The following is a 21,822-nucleotide window of genomic DNA, read 5'->3' on the forward strand; positions in this document are numbered from 1 at the left end:
CTTGGGTCCCCGCCTTCGCGGGGATGACGATTTTCAGCTAGGTGAAATTATCCCGGACAGCAGTGGGCGAAGGCCGGAACCTAAGTTTACATGCGTACCACCAACATGGGCGTCCAGTGGCGGCGCAACGAACTTGGGTTCCGGCCTGCGCCGGAACGACGTGCATAGGGTGCGTGGAGATGGAGCGGAACGTGGTCGGCGACCGCAGGAACTACCTTACCCGCTTATACCAGGCCCCATCCTCGAACACCCGCTGGTAATCCTCCGCAAACGCATCCGTCGCCCCCAGCTCGCGGTCGATCCCCATCACCCCGAACAGCGCCAGGCTGTCGTGGAACAGCCGCAGTACGCGCTGGCGCAGCACCGGCCCGAAATCGGCCAGGGCGCGGCAGCAGACGATGGCGTGGAACTCGTTGAAGGAAGCGTCGGTCACGAGGCTGTACTGCGCCCAGGTGATGCGCTCGCGCAGGCGCGGCAGCAGGCGGGCTTCGCCGTTCGCCACCTCGAAGTAGTCCGCCAGCCGCCCCGTGCCGCCGCTCTGCTCGTACTGCGGTTGGAATTCGGCCAGCTGGGCCACCGGCACGGCGGCGTCGCGCAGCTCGGCCAGCAGTTCGTCGCTGGCCAGGGTGGCGAACACCTCGGTGCGCGCGTACAGCTTTTCCTCGGCCAGCAGGATCACCATGGTCCAGGCCTCGCCCACGCCGGCCGGCTCGGCCAGCCAGACCTTGGGCAGGGCGGTGGGACGCAGGCTGTCCGCGAGGGCGATGCGCTGGCGCCGCACCCAGTCGGGACGGTCGAACAGCGGCGCGCTCGGCACCGCCAGGGTGCGCACCACGCTGAGCGCGGCGCCCGATTCGTGCAGCACCTTCTCCTGTAGCGCCGACACCGTGGACAGCGCCCGCTGGCGCAGCAGCGCCAGCAGCTTCCTGCGCAGCAGATGCCTGTCGTAGCCGCGGAAATCGACACCGAAGCGCTGGAACAGGGCTTCCAGCAGCAGCTCGATCTCGAGATCTTCGGTCGCCTGCAGGGAGGCGAAACCGGTCATTGCGTCCATCAGTGCAGCCAGACGCGCATCATCGACAGCAGCTGGGCCACATCCACCGGCTTGGTAATGTAGTCCGAGGCGCCCGCGGCGATGCACTTGTCGCGGTCGCCCTTCATCGCCTTCGCGGTCAGGGTAATGATCGGCAGCGAACGGAACTTCGGAATGCGGCGGATCGCCCGCATCGTGTCGTAGCCGTCCATCTCCGGCATCATGATGTCCATCAGGACGATCTCGATGCTCGGGTCCTTTTCCAGCACCTCGATGCCGTCGCGGCCGTTCTCGGCGAACAGCACCTGCATCTGCTGGCGCTCCAGCAGGGTGGACAGGGCGAAGATGTTGCGCAGGTCATCGTCGACGATCAGGACCTTGCGGCCCGCCAGGCCGCCGTCCGCCGCGTGGATCTCTTCCAGCATGCGGCGCTGGGTCTCCGGCAGGCTGGCTTGCGAGCGGTGCAGGAACAGCGCTGTCTCGTCCAGCAGGCGCTCCGGCGAGCGGGCGTCCTTGATCACGATGGTCTTGGCGTAGCGCTTGAGCTTCGTGACTTCGCCGCGCGACAGTTCCTTGGCGGTGTAGATCACGATCGGCAGGTCGCGCAGGCGCTCGTTCTTGCCGATCTTGTCCATCAGCTCGAAGCCCGAGATGTCCGGCAGTGTCAGGTCCAGCACCATGCAGTCGAAGTGCGAGCTCTCCAGCGCCTCCAGCGCACCCTTGCCGTCTTCCACGGTGACGATGTGGATGTCGGTGTTGCCGATCAGGGCCACGATCGATTCGCGCTGGGCCATGTCGTCTTCCACCACCAGCAGCGAACGCTTGCCGCCCATCAGGAACTTCTGGATGCGCTTGAATTCCTCCTGCAGCTGCTCGCGGCCGACCGGCTTGTTGATGTAGGAGATTGCCCCCTGGCGCAGCGCGCGCTCGCGCTCGCGCAGCGAGGACATCACGTGCACCGGGATGTGGCGGGTGCTCGGGTCGCGCTTCAGGCGGTCGAGCACCGTGAAGCCGTCGATGTCCGGCAGGTCGATGTCGAGCAGGATCGCCGAGGGCAGGTAGTCGCGCGCCAGCGACAGGGCCGAGTCGCCGCGGTGGGTGACGATGCCCTTGAAGTTCTTCTCGCGGGCGAATTCGAGCAGCACCTTGGCGAAGCGTTCGTCGTCCTCGACGATCAGCACCGAGGGATCGCCCGGGGTGACCAGGCCGCGGTCGTCGGCCATGGACGCATATTCGACCAGGGCGCCGGCGGCGTCGAGCACCTCGACCGCGGCAGGCTCGAGCTGTTCCTGCACGGCCGGCAGCTGCGGCAGCTGCTGCAGCTGCTGCGGCGGAGCCAGGCGGGCCGGCTGCGGCTGGCGGGTCTGCTCGTAGTTGATGAAGCCGGCGCGGTTGTAGGGCAGGTAGAGGGTGAAGGTCGAACCGACGTTGACGGTCGACTCGACGCGGATTTCGCCGCCCAGCAGGCGCGCCAGTTCGCGCGAGATCGACAGGCCCAGGCCGGTGCCGCCGTACTTGCGCGCGGTCGAGCCGTCGGCCTGCTGGAAGGCCTCGAAGATCAGCTGCAGCTTGTCGGACGGGATGCCGACACCGGTATCGCGCACCGAGAAGGCCAGCACCGCGTCGGCATGCACCAGGTTCGGGTGGTCGGCGGTCCAGCCGCTGCCCACCAGGCTGATGGCCAGCGAGACGTTGCCGTGGCTGGTGAACTTGAACGCGTTCGACAGCAGGTTCTTCAGGACCTGCTGCAGGCGCGTGGTGTCGGTCATCAGGGCGGTCGGCAGGTTGTCCGCCAGCTCCACCTGGAAGCCGAGGTGCTTGGCTTCCGCCATGTGGCGGAAGGTGCGGTCCACGTAGTTGCGCAGGTTCGAGAAGCGGTATTCCGACACGTCCAGGGTGACGGTACCGGATTCGATCTTCGACAGGTCGAGAATGTCGTTAATCAGGGTCAAGAGGTCGGAACCGGACCCGTGGATGGTCTTGGCGAATTCCACCTGGCGCGCCGACAGGTTGCCCTCGGGGTTGTCCGACAGCTGCTGGGCCAGGATCAGGAGCGAGTTCAGCGGAGTGCGGAGCTCGTGAGACATGTTTGCCAGGAACTCGGACTTGTACTTGGAGGACAGGGCCAGCTGGGTCGCTTTTTCTTCCAGCGCCAGCTTGGCCTGTTCCACCTCGCGGTTCTTGCGTTCCACCTCGATGTTCTGCTCGGACAGCAGGCGCGCCTTTTCCGCCAGTTCCTGGTTGGTCTGCTGCAGTTCCTGCGCCAGCGACTGCGACTGGGTCAGCAGCGACTCGGTACGGCTGTTCGCCTCGATGGTGTTCAGCACCACGCCGATCGATTCCATCAGCTGGTCGAGGAAGGACAGGTGGGTTTCGGTAAAGCGGTCGAGCGAGGCGATCTCGATGACCGCCTTGACCTGCTGTTCGAACAGGATAGGCAGCACCACGATGTTGTTCGGCGGCGCCGAGCCCAGGCCCGAGGACACCACGATGTAGTCGCGCGGCACGTCGGTCAGCCAGATGCGGGTCTTCTCCAGCGCGCACTGGCCCACCAGGCCTTCGCCCGGCAGGAAGGAGGTCGGCAGCTTGCGGCTGGAACGGTAGCCGTAGCTGGCGATCATGCGCAGGCGCGCGTCGGATTCCTGCGAATCCATCATGTAGAACACGCCGTGGTGGGCCGAGACCAGCGGGGCCAGTTCCGACAGGATCAGCTTGGTCACGGCCTGCAGGTCGCGCTGGCCCTGGAGCAGGCGGGTGAAGCGCGCCAGGTTGGTCTTCAGCCAGTCCTGCTGCGCGTTCTTCTGCGTGGTTTCCTTCAGGTTGCGGATCATCTCGTTGATGTTGTCCTTCAGGTAGGACACCTCGCCGCGCGCTTCCACCTGGATGGAACGCGACAAGTCGCCGCGGGTCACCGCGGTCGCCACTTCACCGATCGCGCGCATCTGGTTGGTCAGGTTCGCCGCCAGCTGGTTGACGTTCTCGGTCAAGTCCTTCCAGGTACCCGCCACACCCGACACGTTCGCCTGTCCACCGAGTTTACCTTCCGTCCCCACTTCACGCGCCACGCGGGTCACCTCGGATGCGAAGGAGGACAGCTGGTCCACCATGACGTTGATGGTGTCCTTCAGTTCGAGAATCTCGCCCTTCACGTCCACGGTAATCTTCTTGGACAAGTCGCCGCGCGCCACCGCGGTGGTCACCGCCGCGATGTTACGCACCTGGCCCGTCAGGTTCGAGGCCATGAAGTTCACGTTGTCGGTCAAGTCCTTCCAGGTGCCGCCCACGCCAGGCACGTAGGCCTGGCCGCCCAGTTTACCTTCGGTACCGACCTCACGCGCCACACGGGTCACTTCCGATGCGAACGAGGACAGCTGGTCCACCATGACGTTGATGGTGTTCTTCAGCTCGAGAATCTCGCCCTTCACGTCCACGGTGATCTTCTTGGACAGGTCGCCGTTCGCCACCGCGGTGGTCACCTCCGCGATGTTACGCACCTGGCCGGTCAGGTTGCCCGCCATCGAGTTCACGCCGTCGGTCAAGTCTTTCCAGGTGCCCGCGACGCCCGGCACGTTCGCCTGGCCGCCCAGGCGGCCTTCGGTACCCACTTCCCGCGCCACGCGCGTCACTTCCGATGCGAAGGAGTTCAGCTGGTCGACCATCACGTTGATGGTGTTCTTCAGCTCGAGAATCTCGCCCTTCACGTCCACGGTAATCTTCTTGGACAAGTCGCCGTTCGCCACCGCGGTGGTCACGTCCGCGATGTTGCGCACCTGGCCGGTCAGGTTACCCGCCATCGAGTTCACCGAGTCGGTCAAGTCCTTCCAGGTGCCCGCCACGCCTTTCACGACCGCCTGACCGCCCAGCTTGCCCTCGGTACCCACCTCGCGCGCCACGCGGGTCACCTCGGATGCGAAGGAGGACAGCTGGTCCACCATCACGTTGATCGTGTTCTTCAGTTCGAGAATCTCGCCCTTCACGTCCACGGTAATCTTCTTGGACAAGTCGCCGTTCGCCACCGCGGTCGTCACCGCCGCGATGTTACGCACCTGGCCGGTCAGGTTGGACGCCATGAAGTTCACGTTGTCGGTCAAGTCCTTCCAGGTACCCGCGACACCCGGCACGTAGGCCTGGCCGCCGAGCTTACCCTCGGTACCCACTTCGCGCGCCACGCGCGTCACTTCGGAAGCGAAGGAACGCAGCTGGTCCACCATGACGTTGATGGTGTCCTTCAGCTGCAGGATCTCGCCGCGCACGTCCACGGTGATCTTCTTGGACAAGTCGCCGTTCGCCACGGCGGTGGTCACTTCCGCGATGTTACGCACCTGGGACGTCAGGTTACCCGCCATCGAGTTCACCGAGTCGGTCAAGTCCTTCCAGGTGCCCGCCACGCCCTTCACCTGCGCCTGGCCGCCCAGCTTGCCCTCGGTACCCACCTCGCGCGCCACGCGCGTCACTTCGGAGGAGAACGAGGACAGCTGTTCCACCATGGTGTTCGCGGTCATCGCCGCGCGCAGGTACTGGCCCTTCAGCGGGTGGCCGTCGACCTCGAGCGCCATGGTCTGGGACAGGTCGCCCTTCGCCACCGCGCCGATGACGCGCGCCATCTCGGTGGTCGGGCGCACCAGGTCGTCGATCAGGGTGTTGACCGAGCTGATGATGGTGCTCCAGCCGCCCACCACGCCCGGCAGGTCCGCACGCTGGGTCAGGTGGCCCTCGCGGCCGACCACGCGCGACACTTCGGTCACGGTCTCGACCATCTTCTGTTTGGTTTCGATGATGTCGTTCAGCGTATCGGCGATCTTGCCGGACACGCCCGTCCAGTCGGACGGCATGCGCACCGAGAAATCACCCTTTTTCAGCGCCATCAGGGTGTTCAACAGTAGCTTGACGTCCAACTGTTCGCCCATGTCGGTCATGTTGTTCATCGATAAATCCTTGTTTCGTAGAAGAGAGGGATCGGCAGGTGCGGCAGCCTGCGGACTGTTACAAATCGAATTGTGAAAAGATACTCTTGTATATATCCAAGTCAAGTATTGCCGTTCAACCAAGGAATCTTTTCAGAACAAAACTTGCAAAAATGAAATTTCTAGACATGAATCCGGGGGAGGGTAACCGAATTCATAGAGAGGATGGCGCACGATTGCAGCAACTGTCGTGTCTCGACTACAACAATAACTTTAGGTTGTAGGGTCATGTCTTAGAATTATTCTTCAGATGTTAATTTCTGTGAATCTTTAAGGGGGTGAACTCAACTAGCATAGCGGTGTTGCATATTAACTGGGCTCATCCCATGATCGATACCGCCTCACTCGCCGACATGATGCACTGCCGGGACGTCATGTCCTGGTCCGACCTGCTGTTCAAGCTGGCGCGCGGCCAGGGCTTCGACCGGGTGCTGTATGGCGTGGTGAATTCGCGCCACACCCGCTTCGATTCCGCCTTCTTGCGAAGTAACTATTCGTCGGAATGGCGGGAGCGTTACGACCGCAAGGGCTTCGCCCATGTCGATCCCACCGTCGGGCATTGCATGACCAGCAGCCTGCCGATCGTGTGGGAGCCGGCCACCTTCAGCGAGCCGGCCCAGCGCGCGATGTACGACGAGGCCAGCGAGTTCGGGATCCGGAGTGGGGTCACCCTGCCGGTCCATGGACCGCAGGGTGAGTTCGGGGTGCTCAGTTTCGCGTCGGATGCGGAGCCGGACGATGCATTTCGCAAATCGGTGGCCGAGGTGCTGCCCGGCCTGTCGTTGATCCGCGATTATGCGTTTGCATCGTCGGCGAAGTTTCGGGTTCAGGATACCCGTCAGGAAAGTAGTGTTCCGCGTTTGACGCGGCGCGAACTGGAAGTGCTGCAGTGGGTGGCGGCTGGCAAGTCATCCTGGGAGATTGCGCGCATCACCAGCTGCTCCGAGGCGACCGTCAACTTCCACCTGGCGAATGTGCGCCAAAAATTTGGCGTCAACACCCGCCAGCAGGCGGTTGTGAAGGCGATCGCCCTGGGCCTGATCAGCCCTGAAGATCCCCATCGTTGAGCTTACCGTTGATGTAGAGGCGCAGCAGGATCGCGACCGGGGCGGGAATCGCCAAGCCGGTTTCGAACCGGCTGCCGCTCGACTGGGTCACGCCGAAGCGGCTCCAGAATTTCTCCTGACTTTCGCGCTTGCTGATGCGAAGGCGACGCAGTTCGTGGGGCGCCATGCGAAGCGCTCCCGCTGCCTGGACTACTTGCTGGGCCTGAAGCTCTGCGGCCAGCGCGTCGCACATCAGATCATTTGCCATGGTACTTCCTTTCCTGAGGATTCGTTAGTCACTACAGGAACAAGTATTCCACCGACCGGCCCCGTCGCCACCTAGCAGAGCTGATAGTGTGGAAACAGGTCTCTCGATCAAGGCCGAATTCAAGGCCGAACTCAAGGTGGAATTCGAGGTCTTCAGGGCCGTTTCGACAGCTCCTCGAGCAAGAAGGTATAGGTCAGCGCGAGCATGCGCGCGGTCTGCGCATTGTCCGCCGCGCCGGCATGTCCGCCCTCGGTATTTTCCCAGTACAGCAGGTCGTGGCCTTGCTCTCGCATGCGTGCCGCCATCTTGCGTGCGTGGCCGGGATGGACCCGATCGTCGCGGGTCGAGCTGGTGAACAGCACGCGCGGATAGCGCCGCTGCGCCGACACCTGGTGGTAGGGCGAATAGCGCGCCAGCCAGGCCCATTCGGCCGGATCGTCCGGGTCGCCGTACTCGCTCATCCATGAGTGCCCGGCCAGCAGGGCGTGATAGCGGCGCATGTCCAGGAGAGGCACCTGGCACACCACGGCGCCGAACAGCTCGGGGCGCTGAGTGAAGGCGGCGCCCACCAGCAGGCCGCCGTTGCTGCCGCCCATGATCCCGAGATGCGGCGGGCTGGTCAGGCCGCGCGCGACCAGGTCCTCCGCCACGGCCAGGAAATCGTCGAAGGCGCGCTGGCGGTGCTGCTTGAGGGCGGCCTGGTGCCAGCGCGGGCCGAACTCGCCCCCGCCGCGGGTATTGGCCAGCACGTAGATGCCGCCAGCGTCCAGCCAGGCCGCGCCTGTCATGCCGCTGTAGAAGGGCTTGAGCGAGACTTCGAAACCGCCGTAGCCGTAGAGCAGGGTCGGATTGCGGCCATCCGCCACGGTGGCGCGGTTCATCACCACGAAGTAGGGCACCATGGTGCCGTCCTGCGAGCGCGCCGCGTGCTGGCCCACGGTGTAGGGATGGGCGTCGAAGAAGGCGGGCATGGCCTTGAGCGGCTCGCGCTCATCCATACCGACGCGCATCAGGTAGAGCGTGGTCGGGTGCAGGAAGTCGGTCACGGTCAGGAAGAATTCGTCGGACTCGTCCGGGTCCAGGCTCGCCACGCCGAGGGCGCCCATGCCGGGGGCCGCGACCTCGCGCCGCTGCCAGGCGCCATCCACATGGCGCAGCTCGACCACGCGGTTCTTGACCTTGTCGAGGATGGTCAGGAGCAGGGCGCTGCGGGTCACCGCGACGCCGTCGAGCGAAGTGTCCGGCGTCGGTGTGTAGAGCATCTGGAGATCCAGGCCGCCATGCATGAAGTCGTCGAAACCGGTCGCCAGCAGCGCGCCCTGCGGATACAGCCTGGCGCCCGGCTGCCAGTCCGAGCGCAGCTCGATCACGAGCTGGTCGCGTACGGTGAAAGCGTTGGCGTCTGGCGGCTTGGGCACCGGCAGCAGCCGTCCGCCGCGCCGCAGGAACAGTTCGGTGGTGGTGAAGTCGAGCTGGCGCTGGATGAACTCGCGCTCGTGGCCCGGTGTGCTGTCCTTGTAGCCGGAGGCGGCCAGGTCGCCGGGGAGGGCCTCGTACACGGTCGGGGCGCCGGCGAGCGGCGTGCCGCGCCGCCATTCCTTGACGATGCGCGGGTAGCCCGATTCGCTCAGGCTGCCGGGGCCGAAGTCGGTGGCGACGAACAGGGTGTCGCGGTCGATCCAGGCGACGTCGCTCTTGGCCTCGGGCAGGAAGAAGCCGCCCTCGACGAAGCTGCGCGATACCAGGTCGAACTCGCGCAGCTCGTGCGCGTCGCCGCCGCCGCGCGAGAGCGAGACCAGCACCCGGTCGCCGTGCGGCTCGAGCCAGACCACGCCGGCCCAGACCCAGTTTTCGCCCTCGCCCCTTGCCAGTTCGTCCAGGTCGAGCATGGTCTCCCATGCCGGCTCCGGGCGGCGGTACTGGTCCAGGGTGGTGCGGCGCCAGATGCCGCGCACGTGCCCGGCGTCGCGCCAGAAGTTGTAGCACAGGCCGCCGTGCACGCCGGCGTAGGGGATTTTTTCCTTGGAATCGAGGATCGCGGTGAGCCGCTCACGCAGTGCGCCGTAGCCGGGGCGGGCCTCGAGTTCGCTTTCGGACTCGGCGTTGCGCTCGGCGACCCAGGCAAGGGCGCGCTCGCTGTCGATGTCTTCCAGCCAACGGTAAGGATCGTCCGGCGCCGGACTCCCCGCTTCCCCGCTGGTGGGCAGGCCAGGTTTTTCTTCAGCGAACTGTTGCATTACAGCCTCTCTCCTTATGCCTTTGTCACCGGCGGCACTTATACTAGCAATTTTTGAGGGCCGGGACCGTCCGCGGGAACAGCATGATGCGATCGAAACAGGGCGGGGAAGGCAGCACGCGCGCCGCGGCGGATAGCCGTCGGGGTAGGCGCGCGCGCCGCAGCGCCGCTACGCGCCTGGCCTTGCGCTGGGGCGGCGGCGTGCTGCTGGCGCTGGCCGTGGGCGGGGCGCTGGGCACCGTGACGGCGCGCGCGATCGAGGACGACGCCCGGCGCCGCTTCGACAACCTGGCGCGCGGCGCCCAGGAACGCCTGAACGTGGCGATCGCCTCGTACGGGCGTGCGGTGCGCGGGCTGGCGGCCCTGCACGCGGCCGGCGACACGCCGGACGGTTCGCTGTCGCGGCGCGCCTTCGAGCGCTACGTGCGCGCCCTCGACCTGGCGCGCGACTATCCCGCGATCGAGGCGGTGACCTTTGCCGCGTATGTACGCGAGGGCGAACGCGCGGCCTTCGAGGCCGCCATGCGCGGCGACCGCAGCGTCGATCCGGACGGCTATCCCGATTTCACGATCCGCTCCGACGGCCCCCGTCCCAGCTACGAAGTGATCGCCTACCAGTTCCCGTCCAGCCTGCCCAGCGGACGGGTCGGGGTCGACATCGCCGCCCAGCCGCTGGTGGCCAGGTCGCTGGCGCGTTCGCGCGACAGCGGCGGCCTGAGCGCTTCTGGCAACCCGGTCCTGATCCGCCATCCAGTGCCGCACAACGTACTGGGCATGCGCCTGCCGCTGTACCGCGGCGGCATCCTGCCGCCGACCGTGGAAGCGCGCCGCGCCGCCTACCTGGGCTCGGTGGGTATCGCCTTCTCGGTGCAGGAACTGGTCAGCGGCGCCCTCGGTTTCCTCGAGGACCAGCCGGTGCGCGTGAGCCTGTACGGCAGCAGCCTGCCGACCGGCAGCACCGGCCTGGTGCCGGGCGCCGCCGACCGCCTGCTGTTCGGCGCCGACGTGCGCGCGGGCCGCGGGCAGGGGGGAGGAGCCGGGGACGAGCGCTTCGTCTCCCTGCTCGGCGTCGACTATGCCGGCAGCCAGTGGAAAGTGCATTTCTCGGCTCCGCGCAGCGGCATGATGGTGGGCGCCGACCCCTACCTGCCGGGCGCCGCGCTGGTGCTGGGCTTCGGCGGCACCCTGCTGGTCTACGGCCTGTTCCTGGCCCAGTACAACGCGCGCCGCCAGGCGGTGCGCCAGCGCCTGCTGCTCGACTCGGTGCTCGACAACCTGGATGCCTGCGTCTACCTGAAGGACGGCGCGCGCCGCTTCCGCTACGTCAACGCCAAGGGCGCCGAGGGCCTGGGCCAGCCGGCCGCGCTGCTGGTCGGACGGCGCGACCTGGACGTGATGCCCGCCGCCAGCGCCGACGCCCTGTGGGAGCGCGACCGCGCCGTGCTCGAGGGCGGCCAGCGCAGCGCCGGCCAGGTGGAGCAGGCGGCGCCCGACGGCGCCCCGCGCCAGTTGTGGAGCGTGCGCGTGCCGTTGCAGGTCGGCAGCCACGACCCGGCGGTGCTGTGCGTGTCGACCGACATCACCGAGCTGCACCAGCTCAAGGCCCAGGCCGACGCCGCCAGCAAGGCCAAGAGCGACTTCCTGTCGAACATGAGCCACGAGATCCGCACGCCGATGAACAGCATCATCGGCATGACCCACCTGGCGCTGCAGGGCGCGCCCGATCCGCGCCAGCGCGACTACCTCGAAAAGATCCACCACTCGGGCCAGCACCTGCTGGGCATCATCAACGACATCCTCGACTTCTCCAAGATCGAGGCCGGCATGCTCAAGCTGGACCAGGTCAGCTTCATGCTCGACAGCCTGATGCGCAACGTCGAGACCCAGCTCGGCCAGGCGGCCGCCGCCAAGGGCCTGGGCTTCGACGTCGACATCGCGCCCGAGCTGATGCGCCCCCTGCGCGGCGACCCGCTGCGCCTGGGCCAGGTGCTGCTGAATTTCGCCGGCAACGCGGTCAAGTTCTCCTACCGCGGCCGGATCGCGCTGCGGGTGCGCCTGGAGCGCGCTTTCGGTCCCGAGGTGCTGCTGCGCTTCGAGGTGCGCGACCAGGGCATCGGCATCGATCCCCAGGCCGCCATGCGCCTGTTCACGCCTTTCCAGCAGGCCGACGGCTCGGCCACCCGGCGCCACGGCGGCACCGGCCTGGGCCTGGCGATCAGCCGCCAGCTCGCCGAGCTGATGGGCGGCGCGGCCGGCGTCGACAGCAGTCCGGGACTGGGCAGCACCTTCTGGTTCACCGCTCGCCTGGGCCTGGATGAAACCATGGGCGGCGCGGGAGCGGGCCTGGGCGCCGCGCCGGCGCCGCAGAGCGCGCGCCTGGACGGCTGCGCGGTGCTGCTGGTCGAGGACAATCCCTTCAACCAGCAGGTGGCGCGCGAGCTGCTCGAGCAGGCCGGCGCCGCCGTGGTGGTGGCCAACCAGGGCGAGGAAGCGCTGGCGGCGATGGCCGGGCAGCGCTTCGACTGCGTGCTGATGGACATCCAGATGCCGGTGATGGACGGCCTGGAAGCCACGCGCCGCATCCGCGCCACCCCGCAGCTGGCCGATACCCTGGTGGTGGCCATGACCGCCAATGCCGGCGTCGACGACCGCACCCGCTGCCTGGAGGCGGGCATGAACGAATTCCTGACCAAGCCGGTGGTGCCGGAGCTGCTGGCCGCCACCATCGCGCGCTGCCTCGGCCGCACCTCGGCGCCGGTGCCGGACGTGGCCACCGTCAACCCGGCGGCTGTCGCGGCCGCGGCCGGCGGCCTGCTCGACATGGCCCAGCTGGGCGTGACCTCGAGCGGCGACCGCGCCAAGATGCGTAAATACGCCTTCATGTTCCTGGAGGCGGCGCGCGAAGCCCTGCCCGAGATCGACGCCGCGCTGGCCGCGGGCGACCTGGAGCTGGCGGCCAGCGTGGGCCACCGCATCAAGTCCTCGGCGCGCGCCGTCGGGGCGCGCGATTTCGGCGCCGTGTGCGAAGACCTGGAAGCCCAGCCGCGGCGCCAGCAGGGCAAGACCGGCCCCACCAGTACCGCCCAGGCCCGGGCCCTGGTGGCGCGCCTGCGCGCCATGCTGGTGCGGCTCGAGCGCGAGATCACGGCCCAGCTCGGCGACCGCGCCGGAGATCAACGCGGGGACGCGCGCTAGGTGTGCCCGGCAGGGCGCCTGCGCGGCCCCTGTTGGCCGCCATGCACTACCGCCGAGCGCGCAAAACGGGTATCCTTTGCCCCTGAGCTGTCCGAACCGAATCCATGTCCTCCCCCATCACTCCCGGCTTGTTGATCTTGCACGGCAACCACCTCGAGTTGCTGCGCAGCGCCGTGTTCGACTGGATGCGCAGCCACCCGCTCGGGCCCCTGGAAGAAGAAATCATCCTGGTGCAATCGAACGGCGTGGCCGAGTGGCTCAAGATCGCCCTGGCCGAGGAACTGGGGGTGTGCGCCGCCACCCGCGTGGCCCTGCCGGCGCGCTTCATGTGGGAAGCCTACCGCGGCATGCTGGGGCGCGAGCGCGTGCCCACCCGCTCGCCCTTCGACAAGGATCCGCTCACCTGGCGCCTGATGCGCCTGCTGCCCGACCTGCTGCAGGAGCCGGGCTACGAGCCGCTGGCGCGCTTCCTGGCCGACGGCGACGCCGAGCGCCGCCTGCAGCTGGCCGAGCGCCTGGCCGACCTCTATGACCAGTACCAGGTCTACCGCGCCGACTGGCTGATCGACTGGGCCGCCGGGCGCGACCAGTTGCGCCGCGCCGTGGGCGACCCGGTGCCGCTGGCGCCGGACCAGAAATGGCAGGCCTGCCTGTGGCGCGCCGTGCACGCCAGCGTGTTGCCGGAACAGCGTTTCTCGGGCCGCGCCACCATCCACCAGCAATTCCTGGCCGCCAACCTGGAAAGCCGGCGCCCGGTATCGCGCCTGCCGCGCCGGGTGATCCTGTTCGGCATGTCGACCCTGCCTTACCAGACCCTGCAGGGCTTCGCCGCGCTCTCGCTGCACACCCAGGTGGTGGTGGCGGTGCCGAATCCCTGCCGCTTCTACTGGGGCGACATCATCGAAGGCCGCGAGCTGCTGCGCGCCGCGCGCCGCCGCCAGCCGCTGCGCGCGGGCGCCGACCTGGCCAGCGTGCCGATCGAGGAACTGCATTCCCACAGCCACCCCCTGCTGGCGAGCTGGGGCCGCCAGGGCCGCGACTTCGTGCGCATGCTCGACGAGTTCGACAATGGCGAAGGTGCACGACAGGGCAACCTGCGCGTCGATCTGTTCTCGGAGGAGGACGGCGAGACCCTGCTGGCCCAGGCCCAGGCCGCAGTGCGCGACCTGCTGCCCCTGAGCGAGCACCCGCACGTGCCGCCGGCGCGCGCGGACCGCTCGATCGAGTTCCACATCACCCACAGCGTGCAGCGCGAAGTCGAAGTACTACACGACCAGCTGCTGTCCTGGTTCGCCCAGGACCCGAGCCTGCGCCCGCGCGACATCGTGGTGATGGTGCCCGACATCGACGCCTTCTCGGCCGCCATCCACGCCGTGTTCGAGCAGCACCGCCGCAGCGACCCGCGTCACATTCCCTTCGAGATCGGCGACGTGCGCGACCGCAGCGTCAACCCGCTGCTGGCCGCCCTGGAATGGCTGCTGCGCCTGCCGCAGCAGCGCTGCCGCCAGAGCGAGGTGCGCGACCTGCTCGACGTGCCGGCGGTGGCGCGCCGCTTCGGCCTGCGTGAGGACGACCTCGCCATCCTGGGCCGCTGGATCGAAGGGGCCGGCGTGCGCTGGGGCCTGGACCGCGAGCACCGCGACGGACTGGGCCTGGGTTCGGCGGGCGAGCAGAATGCCTGGATCTTCGGCGTGCGCCGCATGCTGCTCGGCTATGCCAGTGGCGCCGGGAGCAGCTTCGGCGAGATCGAGCCCTATGCCGAAGTGGGCGGGCTGGACGCCGCGCTGGCCGGCTCGCTGGCCCAGCTGGTCGAAGCCCTGCTCGAATGGCGCGCCGTGCTGGCCGCGCCCCGCCGTCCGCTCGAGTGGGGCGAGGTGGCGCGCCGCATGCTGGCCGCCTTCTTCACGGCCCAGGACGAAGCCGACCGCCTGACCCTGGCCCAGCTGAACGAAGGCCTGCAGTGCTGGCTGGAGACGGTCGACGCGGCCGGCTTCGACGAACCGGTGTCGCTGGCGGTGCTGCGCGAAGCCTGGCTGTCCCAGCTCGACCAGCCGACCCTGAACCACCAGTTCGTTTCCGGCGGCGTGACCTTCTGCACCCTGATGCCGATGCGCGCCGTGCCTTTCCGCGTGGTCTGCCTGCTCGGCATGAACGACGGCGACTTCCCGCGCCGCGCCCAGCAGGCCGACTTCGACCTGCTGGCCTTGCCGGGGCTGGCGCGCCCGGGGGACCGCTCGCGCCGCGACGACGACCGCTACCTGATGCTGGAAGCGATGCTGGCGGCGCGCGACAAGTTTTACGTGAGCTGGGTGGGGCGCAACGTGCGCGACAACAGCGAGCAGCCGGCCTCGGTGCTGGTGGCCCAGCTGCGCGACTACCTGGCCAATGGCTGGGACCTCGACCTGTCCGAGCGCACCGTCGAACACGCGCTGCAGCCTTTCAGCCGGCGCTACTTCGAGCGCGGCGGCCTGCTGACCTATGCCGGCGAATGGCGTTCGGCCCATGGCGCCGAGTCGGGGGAGGCCGGCGATGCGCTTCCCCCGTATGAACTGGAACCGGGCGCCGTGCTGCGCCTCGGCGAACTGGCCAGCTTCCTGCGCCAGCCGGCGCGCTACTTCTTCCGCCGCCGCCTGGGCGTGAGCTTCGCCGACGCCGCCGTGGTGGGCGAGGACGAGGAACCCTTCGCCCTTGACGCGCTGGAGCGCTTCTTCATCGAAGACCACCTGCTGGACGACAGCGGCCCGGCCGAGGGCCTGCACGAAGTGCGCGCCACCCTCAAGGGCCGCGCCGAGCGCCTGGCGCGCGAAGGCGTGCTGCCGATCGGCCTGCTGGGCCGCCAGTATCAGGAGCAGCTGGTCGAGGGCCTGGTGCCGGTGCGTAGCGCCTGGCTGCGCCTGGGTGCGCGCTTCCCCCAGCCGGCGCCCAAGCTGGCCGTCAGCCTGGTGTTCGACGACGGCCTGGCGCTGGAAGACTGGATCGACCGCTTGCGCAGCGACGGCGAACGCAGTGCCTGGCTGGTGCAGATCTCGTCCAAGGTGCTGGATAAACAGGGACGTCCGCGCGGCGACAAGCTGATCGGCCCCTGGCTGCGCCAGCTGGCCAGCGCCGCCTGCGGCACGCCGGTGGCGGGCTGCCTGGTGGCGCGCGACGCCGTGATCGAGATGGCGCCCCTGGAGCAGGAGGCCGCCCGGCGCGCCCTGCGCGAGCTGGCGCTGCTCTGGCGCAGCAACCTGGACCAGCCCCTGGCCGTGGCCTGCAAGACCGCGCTGGCCTACCTGGCCGAAGGCGATGCGCGCGCCACCTACGACGGCACCTACGAGATGTCGGGCGAGGTGGTGGAACCCTGCCTGGCGCGACTGTGGCCGGACTTTGAAAGCCTGGCCGCGGCCGGCGACTGGCCCCAACTGGCGGTCCAGCTCTACGGACCGCTGGCGCGCTGGCTCGACGAGGGGCTGACGGCGACGCCGCTTGGCGCGGAGGAAGACGCATGAGCATCGAGCTCCAGCCGCTGTCCTTCCCGCTGCACGGCTCGCGCCTGATCGAGGCCTCGGCCGGCACCGGCAAGACCTGGACCATCGCCGCGCTCTACCTGCGCCTGGTGCTGGGGCATGGCGGCGACGATGCTTTCGCCCGACCTCTGTTGCCGTCCGAGATCCTGGTAATGACCTTCACCCGCGCCGCCACGCGCGAGCTGTCGAACCGCGTGCGCGAGCGCCTGGTGCAGGCCGCCGCCTTCTTCCGCGGCGAGCTGGACCTGATCGATCCCTACTTGCGCGACCTGGCCGAGGCCTACCCGGAAGGCAGCGCGCGCAGCGTGGCCGCGCACCGCCTGATGCTGGCCGCCGAGACCATGGACGAGGCGGCGATCTTCACCATCGACGCCTGGTGCCAGCGCATGCTGCGCGAGCATGCCTTCGATAGCGGCAGCCTGTTCGACGAGGAACTGGTCACCGACGAGCGCGCCCTGTTCGAGGATGCGGCCCACGACTACTGGCGCCAGCACGTCTATCCGCTGGGCGCCGAGGCGCTCGAGCAGGTGCTGGCATGCTGGAGCAGCGTCGAGGCGCTCAAGGAAAGCGTGCGCGAACTGGTCTACCGCACCGCGCTGCTGGGCGACCTGAGCGAGGAAGCCCTGGGCGTGCTGGTGGGGCGCCTGGCCGCCGCCCAGCGCGCCCAGCTGGCGCAGCTCAAGGAAGGCTGGCACGAGCGCGCCGGCGAGATGGAACGCTGGATCGCCGCGCACCGCGAGCGCAATCCGAAGTGCTTCAATGGCAACAAGATGCGCGCCGATTCCCTGGTCAAGTGGTTCGACGCCTTGCGCGCCTGGTCGCTCGACCCCGACCTGCATCTGCCGCGGCTGCCGGACACCGCCTGGAAGCGCCTGACCGAGGAAGGCATCGTGGACGCCTTCAGCAAGGATTTCCATGCCGAGGTGCCGGACTGTTTCGGCTGCATGGCGCAGCTCCGGGAAGACCTTCAAGCCTTGGCGCCGATCGGCCACGCGCTGCTGCGCCACGCCGCCGGCCAGATCGCCCAGCGCATGCGCGAGCTGAAACGCCGCAACCGCCAGTTCGGGTTCGCCGACATGCTCGAACGCCTCAAGGATGCGCTCGAAGGCGAGAACGGCGAGGTCCTGCGGCGCCGCATCGTGGAACAGTATCCGGTGGCGATGGTCGACGAGTTCCAGGATACCTCGCCCGACCAGTACCGCATCTTCGACCTCTTGTACCGCGTAGCGGACGACTCGCCGCAGCAGGGCCTGTTCCTGATCGGCGACCCCAAGCAGTCGATCTACGGCTTCCGCGGCGCCGACATCCATAGCTACCTGTCGGCGCGGCGCGCCACCGCAGGCCGCCACTACAAGCTGGGCACCAACTACCGTTCGACGGCGCCGCTGGTGTCGGCGGTAAACCGCGTGTTCGCCTGCGCCGAGGGCGACGGGAATGGCGGCGGCTATCCGCAGGGCGCCTTCCGCTTCCGCCGCGGCGAGGACAATCCCTTGCCCTTCGAACCGGTGGCGGCCAAGGGCCACCGCGAGCGCCTGGTCGGCGCCGAGGGCGTGCTGCACGCGATGACGGTGGCCTGCTGCCACCGCGACGACCTGAAGGGCGACGAATACCGCGAGTTCTTCGCCGGCCACTGCGCCGAACAGATCGTGCGCCTGCTGAACGACGAGCGGGTCGGCTTCTCGGACGGCGAGCGCTTCCGCCGCCTGATGCCGGCCGATATCGCGATCCTGGTGCGCGACCGGCGCGAGGCCGGCGCCGTGCGCCGCGCCCTGGTGCGGCGCATGGTGGCCAGCGTCTACCTGTCGGACAAGGATTCGGTGATCGAAAGCGAGGAGGCGGCCGACATGCTGCGCTGGCTGTACGCGGTCGCCAATCCGCTCGACGGCGCGCTGGCGCGCGCGGCCTTCGCCACCCGCACCGCCGGGCTGCCGCTGGCCGAGCTGGCGCGGCTTTCGCACGACGAGGAAGCCTGGGAAGCGCGGGTCGAGCAGCTCAAGGCCCTGCACGGCAGCTGGCAGCGCCAGGGCGTGCTGGCCATGCTGCGCCGTTTCGTCCACGAACTGAACCTGCCGGGACGCCTCTTGCGCGAACCGGGCGGCGAACGGCGCCTGACCAATTTGCTGCACCTGGCCGAACTGCTCCAGGAAGCCAGCACCCAGCTGGAGGGCGAGCAGGCCCTGATCCGCTGGTTCGCCGAGCAGATCGAAGGCCTGGGCGAGGGCGGCGACGAGCGCGTGCTGCGCCTGGAAAGCGACGCCGAGCTGGTCAAGGTGGTCACGGTGCACAAGTCCAAGGGCCTGGAATACCCGCTGGTCTTCCTGCCCTTCGCCGTGACCGCGCGCCCGGTGGAGAAGGGCAGCCGCGCCTTCTTCGAATTCATCGACCAGGACGGCGAGCGGCGCCTCGACCTGAGCCTGAGCGCCGAGGCCCAGGCCGCGGTCGACCGCGCGCGCCTGGAGGAAGACCTGCGCCTGTTCTATGTGGCGCTCACGCGCGCGCGCCACGCCCTGTGGCTGGGCACGGCCGTGGTCCTGCACCGCGGCAAGAACCGCCTGCATGAATCTGCCTTCGGCTACCTGCTGGCCGGCGGCGAGCCGATTCCCGCGCCGGCGCTGCGCGAGCGGCTGGAAGCGCTGTGCGGGGGCCTGGACTGCATCCGCCTGCTCGACCTGGAACAGGACCGCGGGGAGTGCGGTTCGACGGCCTTCGCGCGCGACGACGAGCGGGCCGACTTGCTGGACGCGCCGCGCTACGCGGCCAGCTTCGAGCGCGACTGGTCGATCGGCTCCTTCACCTCGCTGACCCGCCACGCGGTGGCGGTGGCGCCGCCGGCGCCGATGCGGGCCCAGGAACAGACCTTGCTCGAGGAAGAACCTGCCGTGGCCACGCCGCCCAGGATCGAGGACGCGCCCTGGCACCGCTTCCCGCGCGGCTCGGTGCCGGGCAACTTCATGCACGAGCAGCTCGAGTGGCTGGCCGGCGAAGGCTTCGGCTGCCTGGACGACCCAGCCTGCGAAACCCGCCTGGTGCAGCGCATCGAGCGCGCCGGCTGGGCCAACCGCCTGGACGACGCCCTGGCCTGGCTGCGCGCCATCGTCGCAGCCGAATTGCCGCCGCTGGGCACTTCGCTGGCCGAGCTGCAGGACCCGCTGCCCGAAATGGAATTCTGGTTCCCGAGCGAGCGCCTGGACCTGCCGCGCCTGGACCGCCTGTGCCGCGCGCACATCTTCGACGGCGCCCAGCGCCCGATCCTGCCCGAGCGTGCGCTGCACGGCATGCTCAAGGGCTTCGCCGACCTGGTGTTCGAGCACGAGGGGCGCTTCTGGGTGCTGGACTACAAATCGAATGCGCTGGGGCCGGGCGACGCCGCCTATACCCAGGCGGCGATGGAAGCGGGCATGCTGGAACACCGCTACGACATCCAGGGCACGATCTACATGCTGGCCCTGCACCGGCTGCTGCGCGCGCGCCTGGGCGACAGCTACCGTCCGCGCGAGCAGCTGGGCGGCGCTGTATTCCTGTTCCTGCGCGGGGTCGCCAACCCGGCCACGCGCGGCTGCTGCACCCTGGCGCCGGACCTGGCGCTGCTGGATGGACTGGAACGCTTGCTGAACGAGGACCACGATGGCCAAGGCTGAAGGCAGCATCGCCGCGCTGTGGAGCGAGATCGGCCGCCTGACCGAGGAGGGCGAGCTGCGCCGTCTGTCAGGCGCCTTCGCGCGTTTCGTGGCCTCGCTGGGCCACGGCTCGCCGCCGCTGGTCCTCGCGGCCACCGTGCTGTCCGAGCTCGAAGGCCATGGCCACAGCTGCCTGCAGCTGTCCGACCTGGCCGACGGCCAGGCCGCGGCTAGCCTGCTGGGCTGGAGCGAGGAGCAGTGGAAGGCGCTGGCGGCATGCGCCGCGCCCTTGCCGCGCGGCGCCAAGGCATGGGCGGCCCAGCTGGCGGCCTGCGAGCAGGTCTGGCAGGTCGGCGAATTCAACTACGACCAGCCGCTGGTGCTGGACGGCGAGCGGCTCTACCTGCGCCGCTACTGGCGCGACGAGCTGCTGGTGGCGCAATCGGTGCGCGAGCGCGCCAGGTCCCAGCGTCCCGTCGATGCGGCCGCCGTGCGCGAATGGCTCGATATCCTGTTCGCCTCGCAGCGCGCGGCGGAAAAGCCCGACTGGCAAAAGCTGGCCTGCGCCATCGCCCTGCGCGGCGCGGTCGGCATCATCACCGGCGGTCCCGGCACCGGCAAGACCTATACCGTGGCGCGCCTGCTGGCGCTGCTGTTCGCCACCGCGCCGCAAGCGGGCAGCCAGCGCATCGCCCTGGCCGCGCCGACCGGCAAGGCGGCGGCGCGCCTGAAGCAGTCGATCGACAAGGCCCTGAACGAGCTGGCCGAGCGCGTGGGCGACAAGCTGCCGCTGCGCGACCTGACCGCCCGCATGGGCGCGGCGCGCACCCTGCACAGCCTGCTGGGCGCGCGCCCCGACAGCCGCGCCTTCGCCCACCACCGCGGCAATCCGCTCGACGTCGACGTCCTGATCGTCGACGAAGCCTCGATGGTGCACCTGGAGATGATGGCCAGCCTGCTGGACGCACTGCCGCCCACGGCGACATTGATCTTGCTGGGCGACAAGGACCAGCTGGCCTCGGTGGAGGCGGGCGCGGTGCTGGGCGACTTGTGCCACAACGCCCAGGCCGGCGCCTACTCGCCTGCCACGCTGGACTATGTGCGCGAGGCCAGCGGCGAAGACCTCCCCGAGGAATTCCTCGGCGGCGGCGGGCCGCTGGCCCAGCAGACCGTGATGCTGCGTCACAGCCGCCGCTTCGGCGGCCCGATCGGCCAGCTGGCCCTGGCCGTGAATGCGGGCGAGGCCGCGCGCGCCGTGGACACCTTGCGCGCCGGCGAAGCCAGTGTGCGCTGGATCGACCATGCCCAGCCCCAGCAGCTCTTGCAGCTGGCGCAGTCGGGCTATGGCCCCTACCTGGAGCTGCTGCAGGCCGGGCCGCAGGGGCCGCATGACGACTGGGTGCGCCAGGTGCTGCTGCGCTTCGAAGCCTTCCGCATCCTGTGCGCGGTGCGCGAAGGCGAGTGGGGCGTGGCGGGGCTGAACGACGCCATCGGCCAGCGCCTGGAGTCGGCGCGCCTGCTGCGCCGCGGCGGCGAATGGCATGTGGGGCGCCCGGTGATGGTGACCCGTAACGACTACGGCACCGGGGTATTCAACGGCGACATCGGACTGACCCTGATGGACCCGGCGCGTCCCGGTTCCCTGCGCGTCTATTTCCTCGAGGGCGACACGGTGCGCAGCGTGCTGGCGACCCGCCTGCGCAACGTCGAGACGGCTTTCGCGATGACGGTGCACAAATCGCAGGGCTCGGAATTCCGCCACACGGTGCTGGCCCTGCCGCGCGAGCGCAGCGCCATCCTGACGCGCGAGCTGGTCTACACCGGCATCACGCGCGCCAGCGAGTTCTTCACCCTGGTCACGCCTGCCGGCGAGGTACTGCTGGATGCGATCGGGCGGCGCACCCACCGGACCAGCGGATTGCGCGACATGATCGGGTAAGAAAGAAGGCGCTGT

Annotated in this window: 9 protein-coding genes; 5 read left to right on the top strand and 4 right to left on the bottom strand. The window is 68.7% G+C overall.

Annotation, left to right across the window (positions count from 1 at the left end; genetic code table 11):
• Nucleotides 1-211: 211 nt before the first annotated feature.
• Nucleotides 212-1,054, bottom strand: a complete 843-nt coding sequence (locus tag V7778_RS15980) for a chemotaxis protein (protein ID WP_335557033.1) — start codon at nucleotides 1,052-1,054, stop codon at nucleotides 212-214.
• The gene (locus V7778_RS15985; protein ID WP_335557035.1) at nucleotides 1,054-5,958 is read right to left on the bottom strand and encodes a response regulator; all 4,905 of its coding nucleotides are present in this window, start codon (nucleotides 5,956-5,958) and stop codon (nucleotides 1,054-1,056) included. The genes V7778_RS15980 and V7778_RS15985 overlap by 1 nt, the downstream gene beginning before the upstream one ends.
• A 365-nt stretch (nucleotides 5,959-6,323) precedes the next feature.
• Here V7778_RS15985 and V7778_RS15990 point away from each other — a divergent pair, with 365 nt between their 5' ends.
• Nucleotides 6,324-7,064: a LuxR family transcriptional regulator gene (locus V7778_RS15990; RefSeq protein ID WP_335557036.1), complete on the top strand. Its 741-nt coding sequence runs from the start codon at nucleotides 6,324-6,326 to the stop codon at nucleotides 7,062-7,064.
• Here the strand turns inward: V7778_RS15990 and V7778_RS15995 are convergent.
• Both V7778_RS15995 and V7778_RS16000 read right to left on the bottom strand, forming a co-directional pair.
• Entirely contained in the window at nucleotides 7,039-7,311 is a 273-nt protein-coding gene (locus V7778_RS15995; protein ID WP_211522085.1) for a helix-turn-helix domain-containing protein, read from the bottom strand. The two genes, V7778_RS15990 and V7778_RS15995, sit on opposite strands and share 26 nt — an antisense overlap.
• A 152-nt stretch (nucleotides 7,312-7,463) precedes the next feature.
• The gene (locus tag V7778_RS16000) at nucleotides 7,464-9,548 is read right to left on the bottom strand and encodes a prolyl oligopeptidase family serine peptidase (protein WP_335557039.1); all 2,085 of its coding nucleotides are present in this window, start codon (nucleotides 9,546-9,548) and stop codon (nucleotides 7,464-7,466) included.
• An 83-nt stretch (nucleotides 9,549-9,631) separates the two neighbouring features.
• On the opposite strand from V7778_RS16000, the gene V7778_RS16005 reads away from it, so the two are divergent.
• From V7778_RS16005 to recD, 4 genes are all read left to right on the top strand, one after another.
• A complete protein-coding gene (locus V7778_RS16005) occupies nucleotides 9,632-12,742 on the top strand; it encodes a CHASE domain-containing protein (protein WP_335557041.1) in 3,111 nt (1,036 codons plus the stop codon).
• Nucleotides 12,743-12,846: 104 nt separating this feature from the next.
• Nucleotides 12,847-16,233, top strand: coding sequence for an exodeoxyribonuclease V subunit gamma (recC, locus tag V7778_RS16010; protein WP_335557043.1), 3,387 nt, complete (start codon nucleotides 12,847-12,849; stop codon nucleotides 16,231-16,233).
• A complete protein-coding gene (recB, locus tag V7778_RS16015; protein WP_335557044.1) occupies nucleotides 16,230-19,889 on the top strand; it encodes an exodeoxyribonuclease V subunit beta in 3,660 nt (1,219 codons plus the stop codon). The genes recC and recB overlap by 4 nt, the downstream gene beginning before the upstream one ends.
• Nucleotides 19,876-21,807, top strand: a complete 1,932-nt coding sequence (gene recD, locus V7778_RS16020; protein WP_335557046.1) for an exodeoxyribonuclease V subunit alpha — start codon at nucleotides 19,876-19,878, stop codon at nucleotides 21,805-21,807. Before recB ends, recD begins: the two co-directional genes overlap by 14 nt.
• The last annotated feature ends 15 nt before the right edge of the window (nucleotides 21,808-21,822 follow it).

The organism is Massilia sp. DD77, from assembly GCF_036961685.1.
Lineage (GTDB): Bacteria > Pseudomonadota > Gammaproteobacteria > Burkholderiales > Burkholderiaceae_D > Telluria.